Raw genomic sequence first — 14,996 nt, forward strand, 5'->3', positions numbered from 1 at the left:
GAACAAAGTCAATTTTGATCGAAAATTTAGGAGGCTTTTAATATGACGAAAGAAGTTCGCGTTCGTTACGCGCCATCTCCAACAGGTTTTTTACATATCGGTGGGGCGCGTACAGCATTATTCAATTATTTATATGCAAAACATCATAACGGTAAATTCATTGTACGTATTGAAGATACGGATATTGAACGTAATGTAGAGGGTGGAGAAGCATCTCAGCTAGATAACCTAAAATGGTTAGGTATTGAATATGATGAGTCCATTGATATAGGTGGACCTTATGCGCCTTATCGTCAAATGGAGCGTCTTGATATTTATAAAGAGCACGCTGAAAAGCTATTAGAGCAAGGTGCAGCCTATAAATGCTTCTGTTCTTCAGAAAAACTGGAAGCATCTCGTGAGGAACAAAAAGCGAGAGGTGTAGCAGCTCCTACTTATGATGGTACATGCCGTCATCTATCTGCTGAGGAAGTTGCTGCTAAAGAAGCAGCAGGTGAGCCATACACAATTCGTATGCGCGTACCAGAAAATGTAACGTATGATTTTGAAGATTTAGTCCGTGGACAAGTTACATTTGAATCTAAAGACATTGGTGACTGGGTAATTGTAAAAGCAAACGGAATTCCAACGTATAACTATGCTGTAGTTCTAGATGATCACTTCATGGAGATTTCTCATGTTTTCCGTGGTGAAGAGCATTTATCTAATACGCCAAAACAAATGATGATTTTTGATGCATTTGGTTGGGAGTATCCACGCTTCGGTCATATGACATTAATTATTAATGAAAACCGTAAAAAGCTATCAAAACGTGATGAATCCATTATTCAATTTGTCACTCAGTATAAGGATTTAGGGTATCTTCCAGAAGCAATGTTCAACTTCTTTGCTTTACTTGGCTGGTCTCCAGAAGGGGAAGAGGAAATTTTCTCTAAAGAAGAATTTATTAAAATCTTTGATGAAAAGCGTCTTTCTAAATCACCATCTATGTTCGATAAACAAAAGTTGACATGGATGAATAATCAATATATTAAAAAACTATCTTTAGAAGAAGTGGTTGCTTTATCTTTACCACATTTACAAAAAGCTGGACTCTTACCAGAGGAACTTACAGCGGAGCAACATGCATGGGCAACGGATTTAATTGGGCTTTACCATGACCAAATGAGCTTTGGTTCAGAGATTGTTGAATTATCTAGCCTATTCTTTAAAGACCATATTGAATATGATGAAGAAGCTAAAGCTGTTTTAGCAGGAGAACAAGTACCTGAGGTAATGGCTGCATTCAAGACGCAACTTGAAGAATTAGAAGAATTTACGCCAGATGCAGTAAAAGCAGCTATAAAAGCTGTGCAGAAAACAACAGGTCATAAAGGTAAAAATTTATTTATGCCAATCCGTGTTGTCACAACGGGTGAAACACATGGACCTGAGCTCCCAAATGCTATTTGCTTAATTGGTAAAGAGAAAGCAATTGATCGTGTAGAAAAATTTGCGCAATAAATAGAAATTCATTGACAATTGATTCGTTCGTTGTAAAATGTATTTACATTGGTAAAGCGTTGATAAGGAGAAGTAAGTGGCGCATGCTCTAAAGAGAGGACCATCACCGGCTGAAAGTGGTCTGAGTCTAGGCAAAACTGAAATGCACCTTTGAGCATAAAGCTGAACTATAGTAGGCTTTATCGATTCGTTCTCGTTAAAGAACGTCCAGAGTGGGAGGCTTTTTGCCTTCAATCAGAGTGGAACCACGCAAATTCAAGCGTCTCTGTCATTCCTTTTAGGGATGATAGGGGCGTTTTTTATTTTATCTTCATTCATTGATGAAGAGGGAGGCATTTCAAACAAACATGCCACATCATCTTAGGCAGAGAATTCTACAGAAAATTGACTACAGTGACAGCTCTGTGTGAAGGATTTCTAGGAATTTGAGCAAGACCAACATAAAAAGGGGGAGTTTTTGTGTTTAAAAGGATGAAAGAAGATGTGGAAACCATTTTTGAAAATGATCCAGCAGCGCGTAGTGTTTTTGAAGTGATATTAACATATTCCGGTTTGCATGCCACATGGGCACATCGAGTGGCTCATTGGTTCTTTAAGAAACGTTTTTATTTCATGGCTCGTGCCATTTCACAAATAAGCCGCTTTTTTACTGGTATTGAAATTCATCCTGGCGCGAAAATTGGCCGCCGCTTTTTTATCGACCATGGAATGGGTGTTGTCATTGGTGAGACATGTGAAATTGGTGATAACGTTACATTATATCAAGGTGTAACTCTAGGGGGTACAGGGAAAGAAAAGGGGAAACGCCACCCTACATTAGAGGATAATGTCCTTGTAGCAACAGGGGCTAAAGTATTAGGTTCTATTACAGTTGGCGAGAATAGTAAAATTGGTGCGGGGTCAGTTGTTTTAAAAGAGGTGCCGCCAAATGCCACCGTGGTCGGTATACCTGGTAAAATAGTGATTAAGGATGGAGTTCGTCTAGAGAAAAAGCTAGATCATCAAAATATACCTGATCCTGTGGAAGATCGCTGTCAAGCTTTTGAGAAGCAGATCATTGAATTAAAGCAAGAAATTGAACGCTTACAAAAGGAGAGAGAGACACAATGAGTATTCAAATTTTCAACTCATTATCACGACAAAAAGAAACCTTCGTGCCGCTAGAAGAAGGCAAAGTGAAAATGTATGTCTGCGGTCCTACCGTTTATAACTATATCCATATCGGGAATTCACGTCCTGTTATAGTTTATGACACAGTACGTCGCTATTTCCAATATAAAGGCTATGATGTAAAGTTTGTATCCAACTTTACGGATGTAGACGATAAAATTATTAAGGCTGCCAATGAGCTTGGTGAAGAAGTGCATGAGTTAACAGAGCGCTTTATTGCTGCGTACTTTGAAGATGTTACTGCATTAGGATGCAAAAAGGCAGATGTTCATCCACGCGTTACGGAGCATATGACTGATATCATTCAGTTTATCCAAATCTTAATTGAAAAAGGCTATGCTTATGAGTCAGCAGGTGATGTATATTACCGCACGCGCAAGTTTAATGGCTATGGTAAATTATCACATCAATCAGTGGATGATTTAAAAATTGGTGCACGTATTGAAGCTGGCGAGAAAAAAGATGATGCATTGGATTTTGCTTTATGGAAGGCAGCGAAGCCAGGAGAAATTTTCTGGGAAAGTCCTTGGGGCAATGGCCGTCCTGGGTGGCATATTGAATGTTCTGTAATGGCTCGTGAGCATTTAGGAGATACTATTGATATTCACGCTGGTGGACAGGATTTAACTTTCCCACACCACGAAAATGAAATTGCACAATCAGAAGCTCATAATGATAAAACATTTGCACGTTATTGGATGCATAATGGTTATATTAATATTGATAATGAAAAGATGTCTAAATCTCTTGGGAATTTTATTCTGGTGAATGATATTCGTAAACAAATTGATCCACAAGTACTACGGTTCTTTATGTTATCGGTACATTATCGCCATCCCATTAATTTTGCGAAGGATTTAGTAGAGGCAGCTGCAGCTGGCTTAGAGCGCATTCGTACAGCCTACAACAATGTGAAGCATCGCCTTACGACTACGGTAAGCTTAGGCGATCACTCAGATGAGTGGCTTAATAAAATTACTGAACAAAAAGCGCAATTTGAAGAGGCAATGGATGATGATTTTAATACTGCTAACGGAATTTCGGTATTATTTGAGTTAGCTCGTATTGCTAATATTTATTTAAACGAAACGAATACTTGCAAGAAAGTGCTAGAAACTTTTATTGAAACTTTTGAAGTACTAGGTGACGTCTTAGGTATTAAATTTGCAAAAGAAGAGGAATTATTAGACGAAGAAATTGATGCATTACTACAAGAACGTGTAGAGGCACGTAAAAATCGTGATTTTGCTCGTTCTGATGAGATTCGTGACCATTTGCAAGCCCAAGGTATCATTTTAGAAGATACGCGACAAGGAACTAGATGGAAACGAGGGTAATTAAGTTGGATAAACTTCGCAATGAAGATGTTAAGCAATTAAATGCGTTGGCGTTAGCCTATATGGGTGACGCCGTATTGGAGCAAAAGATACGAGAACACTTACTACGTTCAGGTCGAGTTAAACCGAATACACTTCATCGAGAGGCAACACGTTACGTTTCGGCAAAAGCACAATCTATGATTGTTCATCGTATGATGGATGAAAATTATTTAACAGAGGAGGAGTTGGCAGTGTTCCGCCGTGGACGTAATGCCAAGTCCGGCTCTGTACCAAAAAATACAGATGTTCAAACTTATCGAAATAGCTCAGGCTTTGAGGCGGTACTTGGTAGTTTATATTTATTAAATGAACTTGAACGCGTCTATGAAATCATTGCATATGCTATTCAAATCATCGAGGAATCGAAAGGAGTGTAGAATTATAATGACAGAACAAAATGGAGAAATTATTGCAGGTAAAAACCCAGTGTTAGAAGCACTTCGTTCAGGACGCGATATGAATAAAGTATGGATTGCAGAGGGTGTAAAAAAATCGGGTGTCAACGAACTGCTAGATTTAGCTAGAGAACGCGGAGTGATCGTTCAGTTTGTTCCGAAAAAGAAAGTCGATCAATTATCAAGTGCAAATCATCAAGGGATTGTTGCTTCTGTTGCAGCTTATCAGTATGCTGAACTAGAGGATTTATTTGCTGCAGCCGCAAAAAAACAAGAGGATCCTTTTTTCTTAATCTTAGATGAGCTTGAAGATCCACATAATCTAGGTTCTATTATGAGAACAGCTGATGCAATAGGAGCACACGGTATTATTATTCCTAAGCGCCGTTCAGTGAGTTTAACAGCTGTCGTGGCGAAAGCATCAACAGGCGCTATTGAACACGTTCCTGTAGTCCGTGTAAACAATTTAGCTCAAACAGTAGATGAACTAAAAGAACGAGGTGTATGGATTGCTGGTACAGATGCAAAGGGCTCTGTAGACTATCGAAAAATGGATGCAACATTACCATTGGCTATCATTATCGGTAGTGAAGGTAAGGGAATGGGGCGTTTATTAAAAGAGAAATGTGACTTCTTGTATCATTTACCGATGGTGGGACATGTGACATCATTGAACGCCTCAGTAGCTGCAGCGCTATTAATGTACGAAGTGTATCGTAAACGTCAAGAAGCGATTGAGTAACAATGAAAAACATTTTGCTAGTAGATGGCTATAATATGATTGGGTCCTGGAAAGAGCTTCGACCATTGCGGGATACAAATTTTGAGGATGCTCGCAAAAGGTTGATAGAACTTATGGCTGAATATAAAGCAGCTATGGGTTGGCGCGTAATTATTGTTTTTGACGCACATCTAGTTCCAGGCGTAGAGCAATCTTATTTAGAAAGTGATGTTGAAGTCATTTATACTCGGAAAAATGAAACGGCAGATGAACGTATTGAAAAAATGACGCATGAACTTAAGGCTAGAAATGTACAAATACACGTAGCAACTTCCGATATGGCAGAGCAAAGTGTTATTTTTGGTAATGGAGCCTTGAGAAAATCAGCTAGAGAACTAGAAATAGATACAAGCATTATCCAGCATAAAATATCGCACGATGTGAAAAGGAAACAAGAAAGTAGACCACCTTCACGTATAGAATTAAAGCCAGATGTGGCGATAGCATTCGAAAAATGGAGACGTGGATTGAAATGATTGATTGACGCATATTTTCCAATTCCGTTATACTGTTCCTAATTATCTGTTGTGGCTGAGGTGATACCATGTTTAAAAATAGCATTGTACAAGTGACACAAGATTTTGAACGATTCAATGATGAAGAACTTATTGAAATGGTGCATCAAGGTAATACAGATGCGTTGGATTATTTAATTACGAAATACCGTTTGTTAGTTAGAGCGAAGGCAAGATCCTATTTCTTAATTGGTGCTGATAAGGAAGATATCGTGCAAGAGGGCATGATCGGTTTGTATAAAGCGATTCGTGATTTTAAAGGGGATAAGCTTGCTTCTTTCCGAGCTTTTGCTGAGTTATGTATTACAAGGCAAATTATTACTGCTATTAAAACGGCTACTAGGCAAAAGCATATACCTCTTAACTCTTATATTTCTTTGGACAAGCCCATTTTTGATGAAGAATCAGACCGAACGCTCATGGATGTTTTAACAGGCGCTATCATGGATGATCCAGAAGAATTAATAATTCATAGAGAAGAGTTTGGTTATTTAGAAGAGAAAATGAGTGAGATTTTAAGTGAACTAGAGTTACAGGTTTTAGCTCTATATCTAGATGGCCGATCGTATCATGAAATTTCTGCAAAATTAAATCGTCATGTTAAATCGATTGATAATGCTTTGCAGCGAGTGAAGCGTAAATTAGAGCGACATTTAGTCCTTGAGGAAATGTCTTAGAGGGCAGAGGCATTATTGACATTGACAAATATAGGTGTTAGTCTTAAAAAGACAAAGTGCCGAAAAAGGTGAGTATATGGCAAAAAAAGTCGTGCTAAATTGCGAGAAATGTGGATCGAGAAATTACACGTTCCCGGCTAAAGAAGGCTCCACTGTACGCCTCGAATTAAAAAAATTTTGCTCGCATTGCAATGAACATACAGTGCATAAACAAACGCTATAAAATGATATGTAAATAGACAGATTGATTGATTCGGAGGTTAAGCTAGAATGGGCAAGATCAAAGGCTTTTTCAGTGATGTAATGTCAGAAATGCGCAAAACAAGCTGGCCAAAAGGTAAAGAGTTGACTAAATATACAGTCGTTGTTATTTCAACTGTTGTCGTTATGGCTTTATTTTTTGTGTTAGTTGACTTAGGTATTTCATCATTATTCCGCTGGTACTTAGATTTATAATTTAGTAAATAGCATGTTAATACTTATGAAATAGCCCGTCCAATGCAATAACGGGTTTTTTCGTTTGTTTTACCTTCATTCAGCAGACAATTCCATCTTTATGGGCGAGTGATATGGGTGAAGTGAATGGCAGTAAGATAATCTCATTATGATAAGTATGATAGTAGCAATAGATGACTATGCTAGTTTCGATACATATCATCAGGCTTTCTTAATAGGGAAGGGCTATGTCTACATGAGATGTTTGTGAAAAGAGTAAGAAATGCATCTAGCATATCGCGATTCATTTTCACTTTTATTTGTAAGGGAGGGACGGACGAGGAGTCCTAGTAGTTATGGAGAAAAATTGGTATGTTGTTCATACGTATTCAGGGTATGAGAACCGAGTAAAAGCAAACCTAGAGAAACGTGTAGAAACAATGGGAATGCAAGATAAAATCTTCCGAGTGATTGTTCCTGAACACGAGGAAACAGAAATGAAGGATGGGAAAAAGCGTACAATGATGCGTAAAGTTTTCCCAGGTTATGTATTAGTAGAGCTTATTATGACAGATGATTCTTGGTATGTAGTGCGTAATACGCCGGGTGTAACAGGATTTATCGGGTCATCTGGTGGAGGAGCAAAACCAACACCTTTACTACCAGAAGAGGCGGATCGTCTACTACAGCAAATGGGCATGACTGATAAAGTTGTCGAAGTAGATATCTCTATTGGTGAAGCGGTTGAAGTATTAGAAGGGCCATTCGCTCATTTCCAAGGACGTGTTGAAGAAATTGACACAGAAAAAGGAAAAGTGAAAGTGTCTGTTGATATGTTTGGTCGCGAAACAATTATGGAGCTAGACTTCGAACAAATTCAAAAATTATAGTACAATTACTAGAACTGTGACATGCCAATTGGTAGATGTTTCGCAGATTTTGTTAATTACCACTTGCTTAAAAAAATTAAAAGTGGTATCATTTCATAGGTCAGACTGTCATACTTTTGTTTGACGTCTGTAATGATAATTTTAATGTTATCGGCACTTAGCTGACAGACAGATATTGAGTGGGAGGGGCAACCCAATTACCACATCACGGACTTAAGGAGGTGTGTCTCGTGGCTAAAAAAGTTATTAAAGTTGTAAAACTTCAAATCCCTGCTGGTAAAGCTAACCCAGCTCCACCGGTTGGTCCTGCATTAGGTCAAGCGGGTGTGAACATCATGGGATTCTGTAAAGAATTCAACGCGCGTACTGCTGATCAAGCTGGTCTTATTATTCCAGTTGAAATTTCAGTATTCGAGGACCGTTCTTTCACTTTCATTACAAAAACTCCACCTGCAGCGGTTCTACTTAAAGTAGCAGCTGGTATCCAATCTGGATCTGGTGAACCAAATCGTAAAAAAGTGGCAACGGTTAAACGTGATAAAGTTCGCGAAATCGCTGAAACTAAAATGCCAGACCTTAACGCTGCTTCAGTAGAAGCTGCTATGTTAATGGTAGAAGGTACTGCACGAAGCATGGGTATTGTTATCGAAGACTAATCCCAGTTACTTGATGTTTTGTTTTTTGGAAGGTTGCGAAGTTTCTTTGTGAACACGCAACCTTTATTCGTGGGAGGTAAAATCCGCTATAACCACAATCAAGGAGGAAATATATAATGGCTAAAAAAGGTAAAAAACTGCAAGATGCAGCTAAATTAATTGATCGTAACTCACTATACAATGCACAAGAAGCAATCGAACTTGCTCAAAAAACTAGCACAGTAAACTTCGACGCTACTGTAGAAGTTGCTTTTCGCTTAGGTATTGATACACGTAAAAACGACCAACAAATCCGTGGTGCAGTAGTGCTACCAAACGGTACTGGTAAAACTCAACGCGTATTAGTATTCGCAAAAGGTGAAAAACTTAAAGAAGCAGAAGCTGCTGGTGCTGACTATGTAGGTGATGCAGAGTACATCCAAAAAATCCAACAAGGTTGGTTTGATTTCGATGTAATCGTAGCAACTCCTGACATGATGGGTGAAGTTGGTAAACTTGGTCGTGTATTAGGACCTAAAGGCTTAATGCCAAACCCTAAAACTGGTACAGTTACTTTCGATGTAACAAAAGCTATCGAAGAAATCAAAGCTGGTAAAGTAGAATACCGTGCTGATAAAGCTGGTATCATCCACGCTCCTATCGGTAAAGTTTCTTTCTCTGCAGAAAAATTAGTAGAAAACTTCCTAGCTGTATTTGATGTAGTTCAAAAAGCAAAACCTGCTGCAGCTAAAGGTACTTACATGAAATCTGTAAATATTACAACTACAATGGGTCCAGCTGTTAAAATTGACGCTGCTAACGTAGTAGTAAAATAATTTAAATATATATATATTGACAACGGCAGTGGTTATATGATATAATCATTGCTGTTGTGAATTATCCATTTGTACCGTAGACAGTAGGAGTGACTTGTCACTTAATGTTCCTACCGAGGACATCGGAATTCAGATTCTTATTTAAAGATGATGACTTTCAGCCTCTGTGTCTATTTGACGTAGGGGCTTTTCTTTTGTCGGTATAAATGACCCATTCTAATAGGAGGTGTCATCATGAGCAAAGCAATCGAAAACAAACAAGTACAAGTTCAAGAGATTACTGAGAAATTCCAAAGCGCTTCTTCTGTAGTAGTAGTGGATTACCGTGGTCTTAATGTTGCACAAGTAACAGAGCTTCGTAAACAACTTCGTGAAGCTGGCGTTGAGTTCAAAGTATACAAAAACACTTTAACTCGTCGTGCTGCTGAAGCTGCTGGTCTTGCGGGAATCAACGACGTATTAGTTGGTCCTAACGCAATTGCGTTCTCAAATGAAGATGTTGTAGCGCCTGCTAAAATCATCAACGAGTTCGCTAAGAAAAACGAAGCTTTAGAAATTAAAGCTGGTATTATCGAAGGTACAATCTCTTCTGTTGAAGATGTTAAAGCACTTGCAGAACTTCCATCACGCGAAGGTCTACTTTCTATGCTTTTATCTGTACTTCAAGCTCCAGTGCGTAACTTCGCACTTGCAACAAAAGCTGTTGCAGAACAAAAAGAAGAACAAGGCGCGTAATTTAATACGTCCAAAAACTTCCGCGGCCTGACCGCAAAAAAATAAAACATTATCCAATTAGGAGGAAATTATAATGAACAAAGAGCAAATCTTAGAAGCTATCAAAGCTATGACAGTTCTTGAATTAAACGATTTAGTAAAAGCTATCGAAGAAGAATTCGGTGTAACAGCTGCTGCTCCTGTAGCAGTAGTTGCTGGCGGTGCTGCTGCAGCTGAAGAGAAAACAGAATTCGACGTAGTATTAGCATCTGCTGGTGCAGAAAAAATTAAAGTAATCAAAGTGGTTCGCGAAATCACTGGTTTAGGTCTTAAAGAAGCTAAAGAAGTAGTAGATAACGCTCCTAAAGCTCTTAAAGAAGGCGTTTCTAAAGATGAAGCTGAACAAATCAAAACTAAACTTGAAGAAGTTGGCGCATCTGTAGAAGTTAAGTAATCTCGCGTTACTTTTAAACAAAAGGAAAGCTCGTCATATTGGCGAGCTTTTTTCTTCATTCTGAGGAGGCGTGAAAATGTCAGATCACTATTATACAAGTAATCCTCAAACTGAGAGTAAACCTCGTCACTGGACATTCAAATTACTAGGGCATACGTTTTCATTTGAAACGGATGCAGGTGTATTTAGTAAAAGCGAAGTAGATTTTGGATCCCGTGTTTTAATAGACGCTTTTCAAATGCCTAATATTGATGGTGCGATTTTTGATATAGGTTGTGGTTATGGGCCGATAGGATTATCCATAGCCAAAGCAAATCCAGACCGTACCGTCTGTATGATGGATATAAATGAACGTGCAGTTGCGCTTTCGCAAAAAAATGCGCAAGTGAACGGTGTTCAAAATGTGCGAATATTTGTGAGTGACGGCCTATCGATGGTTGATAAAGATATAGAAGCAGCAGCTATCTTAACGAATCCACCAATTCGTGCAGGGAAGGAAACGATTTTCCGCTTTTACGATGGAGCTTATGATAGACTAGTGTCATCTGGAGAGCTTTGGGTAGTGATTCAGAAGAAACAAGGAGCGCCATCGACAGTAAGTTACCTAGAAGGTAAATTTTCCGAAGTCGATGTTGTAGAGAAGAAAAAAGGATACTGGATAGTACGTGCAAAAAAATAAATGAAATATGTATAATTTATTGACTTGACAAATCGGCTATGATAATATGATAAAATGCAAAAATATTATTTTGAGGTCGTATGCCCTTTTTGTATAGAATTGTTTTAATATGGGTATACTTGCCAAGATAAGTTTAGTTAACCGAAAATGAGATCTTTTTGAAGACTCGTTTTCTTTTTGTCTTTCGAAATCATACACTATTTGTATGATTTTGCAAAGACCTAATATCGCTTTATTGAGGGGTGAATGAGTTGACAGGTCAACTAGTTCAGTACGGACAACACCGCCAGCGTAGAAGCTTTGCGCGTATTAAAGAGGTGCTTGAGCTTCCAAATCTGATTGAGATTCAAACGGCGTCTTACGAGTGGTTCCTTGAAGAAGGTTTACGTGAAATGTTCCGTGACATTTCGCCGATCGAGGACTTTACAGGTAATCTTTCATTAGAATTCATCGATTATTCATTAGGTGATCCTAAATATGATGTTGATGAGTGTAAAGAGCGAGATGTTACTTACGCAGCTCCATTACGCGTGAAAGTACGTCTTTACAACAAAGAAACAGACGAAGTGAAAGAACAAGATGTCTTTATGGGTGACTTCCCATTAATGACTGAAACAGGTACGTTCATTATCAATGGTGCTGAACGTGTTATCGTTTCACAATTAGTTCGTTCACCAAGTGTGTATTTCCATGATAAAACGGATAAGAACGGTAAAAAAGGTTTTGGAGCTACAGTGATTCCAAACCGTGGTGCATGGTTAGAGTATGAAACGGATGCAAAAGATGTAGTTTATGTACGTATCGATCGTACTCGTAAGTTACCAGTAACTGTATTACTTCGTGCATTAGGTTTTGGCTCAGACCAAGAAATTATCGATATTATCGGTGATAACGAGTATTTACGTAATACGTTAGAAAAAGATAACTCTGAAAGTACTGAAAAAGCACTTTTAGAAATCTACGAGCGTTTACGTCCAGGTGAGCCACCAACAGTTGAAAGTGCGAAAAGTTTATTATACTCTCGTTTCTTCGACGCAAAACGCTATGATTTAGCGAATGTTGGACGCTACAAAATGAATAAAAAGCTTCATATTAAAAATCGTTTATTCAACCAAACGATTGCTGAAACGCTTGTAGATCCAGAAACAGGCGAAATTTTAGTAGAGAAAGGTACAGTGCTTGATCGCCGTACTTTAGATAAAATCCTACCTTACCTAGAAGATTCTTCGAAAGGTATTGGTTTCCGTACTTTATCACAAGTTGGTGGAGTACTTGAGGATGATGTAACAATCCAATCTATTAAAATTTATGCACCCAAAGATGAAGCACAAAAAGAAATTAATATCATTAGTAATGCCTATATCGATGAAGAAGTGAAGAATATTACACCTGCTGACGTACTGTCTTCAGTAAGCTATTTCTTCAACCTGCTTTATCAAGTAGGAGCAACAGATGATATTGACCATTTAGGTAACCGTCGTCTACGTTCTGTAGGTGAGTTACTGCAAAACCAATTCCGTATCGGTTTGTCTCGTATGGAACGTGTAGTACGTGAGCGTATGTCTATTAACGACACAGCGGCTATCGTACCACAACAATTAATTAATATCCGTCCAGTAATTGCGTCAATTAAAGAGTTCTTCGGAAGCTCTCAATTATCACAATTCATGGACCAAACAAACCCATTAGCAGAATTAACGCATAAGCGTCGATTATCTGCATTAGGGCCTGGTGGTTTAACACGTGAGCGTGCTGGTTTCGAAGTACGTGACGTTCACTACTCTCACTATGGTCGTATGTGTCCAATCGAGACACCAGAGGGTCCAAACATTGGTTTAATCAACTCATTATCTTCTTTCGCTAAAGTAAATAAATTTGGTTTCATCGAAACGCCTTACCGTCGTATTGATCACGAAACAGGTCAAGTAACGGAACAAATTGATTACCTAACAGCTGATGAAGAAGATAACTACTACGTAGCACAAGCAAACTCACTATTAAATCCAGATGGCAGTTTTGCAAAGGACGAAGTAGTAGGTCGTTTCCGTGGTGATAACACAGTATTCAATAAAGCTCAAATGGACTACATGGACGTATCTCCTAAACAAGTAGTTTCTGCAGCGACTGCGTGTATCCCATTCTTAGAAAACGATGACTCTAACCGTGCACTTATGGGTGCAAACATGCAACGTCAAGCAGTTCCACTTCTTAACCCAGAAGCACCATTCGTTGGTACAGGTATGGAACATGTGGATGCACGTGATTCTGGTGCAGCTGTAGTAGCGAAGTATGATGGTATTGTTGAGCACGTTGAGGCTCGCTCTATCCATGTTCGCCGCATTGAAGTTGTAGATGGCAAAGAGGTTAAAGGCGATTTAACAAAATATAAATTACAAAAATTCATTCGTTCAAACCAAGGTACTTCATATAACCAACGTCCACTTGTAAAAGTTGGCGAACGCGTGAAGCCTCGCGATATTTTAGCAGATGGTCCATCAATGGAAAAAGGCGAATTAGCTCTTGGACGTAACGTACTTGTTGCATTCATGACTTGGAACGGCTTTAACTATGAGGATGCTGTTATTATGAGTGAGCGCCTTGTAAAAGATGATGTTTATACATCTGTTCATATTGAAGAATATGAGTCAGAGTCTCGTGATACAAAGCTTGGACCTGAAGAAATCACTCGTGATATTCCAAATGTCGGTGAAGATGCACTTCGTAACCTAGACGAACGTGGTATTATCCGTATCGGTGCGGAAGTACGCGATGGTGATATTCTTGTAGGGAAAGTAACGCCTAAAGGAGTTACAGAATTAACGGCTGAAGAGCGTTTATTACATGCTATTTTCGGTGAAAAGGCTCGTGAGGTTCGTGATACATCATTACGTGTACCACACGGTGCTGGCGGTATCATTCTGGATGTTAAAGTATTTAACCGCGAAGATGGCGATGAATTACCACCAGGTGTTAACCAATTAGTTCGTGCTTATATTGTTCAAAAACGTAAAATTCGCGTTGGGGACAAAATGGCCGGACGTCACGGTAACAAAGGGGTTATCTCTCGTATCTTGCCAGAAGAAGATATGCCATTCATGCCAGATGGCACGCCTGTAGATATCATGTTAAATCCACTTGGTGTACCTTCTCGTATGAATATCGGACAAGTTTTAGAATTACACTTAGGTATGGCTTCTCGCTATCTAGGCGTCCACATGGCAACACCAGTATTTGATGGTGCAAATGAAGAAGACGTTTGGGAAACGATGGAAGAAGCAGGGATGAACCGTGATGGTAAAACAATCCTGTATGATGGCCGTTCTGGTGAACCATTTGATAACCGTGTATCTGTTGGGATCATGTATATGATCAAACTTGCTCACATGGTTGACGATAAACTTCACGCGCGTTCAACAGGTCCTTACTCACTTGTTACGCAGCAACCACTTGGTGGTAAAGCGCAATTTGGTGGACAACGTTTTGGTGAGATGGAAGTATGGGCACTTGAAGCATACGGTGCCGCTTATACCCTTCAAGAAATCTTAACAGTTAAATCCGATGACGTTGTTGGTCGTGTAAAAACATATGAAGCCATCGTTAAGGGTGAAAGTGTACCAGAGCCAGGCGTTCCTGAGTCATTCAAAGTATTGATTAAAGAACTTCAATCTCTTGGTATGGACGTTAAGATGCTAACAGTTAATGATGAAGAAGTAGAGCTTCGTGATTTAGACGAGGAAGAAGATCTTCAACCAGCTGATGCACTTAACATCGCACCACAGCCAGATACTCAAGAAGAGCCAGTAGAGTCTTTTGAATAATGGAAACCAACATTCACAATTGTGAATAAGGTCAAACTTATTTTTCAAATTAGCCGGGCAGGATTTAACGCCCTGCCTGGCTTTTTCTTTTAATAAATCATTCTATTTCTAATCC

The 14,996-nt window shown here is 39.0% G+C and carries 16 protein-coding genes and 2 other annotated features; all 16 genes read left to right on the forward strand.

The window, feature by feature from the left end:
- Positions 1-42: 42 nt before the first annotated feature.
- The 16 genes from gltX to rpoB all read left to right on the forward strand — a co-directional run bounded on the left by gltX (position 43) and on the right by rpoB (position 14,881).
- Positions 43-1,503, forward strand: a complete 1,461-nt coding sequence (gene gltX / locus C9J29_RS20570) for a glutamate--tRNA ligase (protein WP_089986401.1) — start codon at positions 43-45, stop codon at positions 1,501-1,503.
- A gap of 50 nt (positions 1,504-1,553) precedes the next feature.
- Positions 1,554-1,773, forward strand: a binding site (T-box leader).
- Between the two features lie 189 nt (positions 1,774-1,962).
- Positions 1,963-2,613, forward strand: a complete 651-nt coding sequence (epsC, locus tag C9J29_RS20575) for a serine O-acetyltransferase EpsC (RefSeq protein WP_036121638.1) — start codon at positions 1,963-1,965, stop codon at positions 2,611-2,613.
- Positions 2,610-4,010, forward strand: a complete 1,401-nt coding sequence (gene cysS / locus C9J29_RS20580; RefSeq protein WP_008181852.1) for a cysteine--tRNA ligase — start codon at positions 2,610-2,612, stop codon at positions 4,008-4,010. Before epsC ends, cysS begins: the two co-directional genes overlap by 4 nt.
- A 5-nt stretch (positions 4,011-4,015) precedes the next feature.
- On the forward strand, positions 4,016-4,429 hold the full coding sequence (locus C9J29_RS20585) for a Mini-ribonuclease 3 (protein WP_012296087.1): 414 nt from the start codon (positions 4,016-4,018) through the stop codon (positions 4,427-4,429).
- Positions 4,430-4,436: 7 nt separating this feature from the next.
- Positions 4,437-5,189, forward strand: coding sequence for a 23S rRNA (guanosine(2251)-2'-O)-methyltransferase RlmB (gene rlmB, locus C9J29_RS20590; RefSeq protein ID WP_008181856.1), 753 nt, complete (start codon positions 4,437-4,439; stop codon positions 5,187-5,189).
- A 2-nt stretch (positions 5,190-5,191) separates the two neighbouring features.
- The gene (locus C9J29_RS20595; RefSeq protein ID WP_008181857.1) at positions 5,192-5,704 is read left to right on the forward strand and encodes an NYN domain-containing protein; all 513 of its coding nucleotides are present in this window, start codon (positions 5,192-5,194) and stop codon (positions 5,702-5,704) included.
- Between the two features lie 68 nt (positions 5,705-5,772).
- On the forward strand, positions 5,773-6,420 hold the full coding sequence (gene sigH / locus C9J29_RS20600; protein WP_025116456.1) for an RNA polymerase sporulation sigma factor SigH: 648 nt from the start codon (positions 5,773-5,775) through the stop codon (positions 6,418-6,420).
- Positions 6,421-6,496: 76 nt separating this feature from the next.
- Positions 6,497-6,643: a 50S ribosomal protein L33 gene (rpmG, locus tag C9J29_RS20605; protein WP_075807303.1), complete on the forward strand. Its 147-nt coding sequence runs from the start codon at positions 6,497-6,499 to the stop codon at positions 6,641-6,643.
- A 47-nt stretch (positions 6,644-6,690) separates the two neighbouring features.
- Positions 6,691-6,876, forward strand: coding sequence for a preprotein translocase subunit SecE (gene secE / locus C9J29_RS20610; RefSeq protein ID WP_089986398.1), 186 nt, complete (start codon positions 6,691-6,693; stop codon positions 6,874-6,876).
- A gap of 335 nt (positions 6,877-7,211) precedes the next feature.
- On the forward strand, positions 7,212-7,745 hold the full coding sequence (nusG, locus tag C9J29_RS20615) for a transcription termination/antitermination protein NusG (protein ID WP_036121629.1): 534 nt from the start codon (positions 7,212-7,214) through the stop codon (positions 7,743-7,745).
- Positions 7,746-7,975: 230 nt separating this feature from the next.
- Positions 7,976-8,401: a 50S ribosomal protein L11 gene (gene rplK, locus C9J29_RS20620; protein ID WP_004233593.1), complete on the forward strand. Its 426-nt coding sequence runs from the start codon at positions 7,976-7,978 to the stop codon at positions 8,399-8,401.
- 116 nt (positions 8,402-8,517) lie between these two features.
- The gene (rplA, locus tag C9J29_RS20625) at positions 8,518-9,216 is read left to right on the forward strand and encodes a 50S ribosomal protein L1 (RefSeq protein ID WP_089986396.1); all 699 of its coding nucleotides are present in this window, start codon (positions 8,518-8,520) and stop codon (positions 9,214-9,216) included.
- A gap of 56 nt (positions 9,217-9,272) precedes the next feature.
- Positions 9,273-9,418: a sequence feature (ribosomal protein L10 leader region), on the forward strand.
- A 32-nt stretch (positions 9,419-9,450) separates the two neighbouring features.
- Complete coding sequence (gene rplJ / locus C9J29_RS20630; protein WP_036121626.1) at positions 9,451-9,951, forward strand: 50S ribosomal protein L10; 501 nt, start codon at positions 9,451-9,453, stop codon at positions 9,949-9,951.
- 73 nt (positions 9,952-10,024) lie between these two features.
- Positions 10,025-10,384: a 50S ribosomal protein L7/L12 gene (gene rplL / locus C9J29_RS20635; protein WP_008181586.1), complete on the forward strand. Its 360-nt coding sequence runs from the start codon at positions 10,025-10,027 to the stop codon at positions 10,382-10,384.
- 76 nt (positions 10,385-10,460) lie between these two features.
- Complete coding sequence (locus C9J29_RS20640; protein WP_025116452.1) at positions 10,461-11,063, forward strand: class I SAM-dependent methyltransferase; 603 nt, start codon at positions 10,461-10,463, stop codon at positions 11,061-11,063.
- Between the two features lie 242 nt (positions 11,064-11,305).
- On the forward strand, positions 11,306-14,881 hold the full coding sequence (rpoB, locus tag C9J29_RS20645) for a DNA-directed RNA polymerase subunit beta (protein WP_008181590.1): 3,576 nt from the start codon (positions 11,306-11,308) through the stop codon (positions 14,879-14,881).
- The last annotated feature ends 115 nt before the right edge of the window (positions 14,882-14,996 follow it).

It is taken from the genome of Lysinibacillus fusiformis, from assembly GCF_003049525.1.
GTDB lineage: Bacteria > Bacillota > Bacilli > Bacillales_A > Planococcaceae > Lysinibacillus > Lysinibacillus fusiformis.

Coding starts and splice junctions, on each gene's coding strand:
- gltX (WP_089986401.1), top strand. CDS start 43: ATGACGAAAGAAGTTCGCGTTCGTTACGCGCCATCTCCAACAGGTTTT.
- cysS (WP_008181852.1), top strand. CDS start 2,610: ATGAGTATTCAAATTTTCAACTCATTATCACGACAAAAAGAAACCTTC.
- rlmB (WP_008181856.1), top strand. CDS start 4,437: ATGACAGAACAAAATGGAGAAATTATTGCAGGTAAAAACCCAGTGTTA.
- C9J29_RS20595 (WP_008181857.1), top strand. CDS start 5,192: ATGAAAAACATTTTGCTAGTAGATGGCTATAATATGATTGGGTCCTGG.
- sigH (WP_025116456.1), top strand. CDS start 5,773: ATGTTTAAAAATAGCATTGTACAAGTGACACAAGATTTTGAACGATTC.
- rpmG (WP_075807303.1), top strand. CDS start 6,497: ATGGCAAAAAAAGTCGTGCTAAATTGCGAGAAATGTGGATCGAGAAAT.
- secE (WP_089986398.1), top strand. CDS start 6,691: ATGGGCAAGATCAAAGGCTTTTTCAGTGATGTAATGTCAGAAATGCGC.
- nusG (WP_036121629.1), top strand. CDS start 7,212: ATGGAGAAAAATTGGTATGTTGTTCATACGTATTCAGGGTATGAGAAC.
- rplA (WP_089986396.1), top strand. CDS start 8,518: ATGGCTAAAAAAGGTAAAAAACTGCAAGATGCAGCTAAATTAATTGAT.
- rplJ (WP_036121626.1), top strand. CDS start 9,451: ATGAGCAAAGCAATCGAAAACAAACAAGTACAAGTTCAAGAGATTACT.
- rplL (WP_008181586.1), top strand. CDS start 10,025: ATGAACAAAGAGCAAATCTTAGAAGCTATCAAAGCTATGACAGTTCTT.
- C9J29_RS20640 (WP_025116452.1), top strand. CDS start 10,461: ATGTCAGATCACTATTATACAAGTAATCCTCAAACTGAGAGTAAACCT.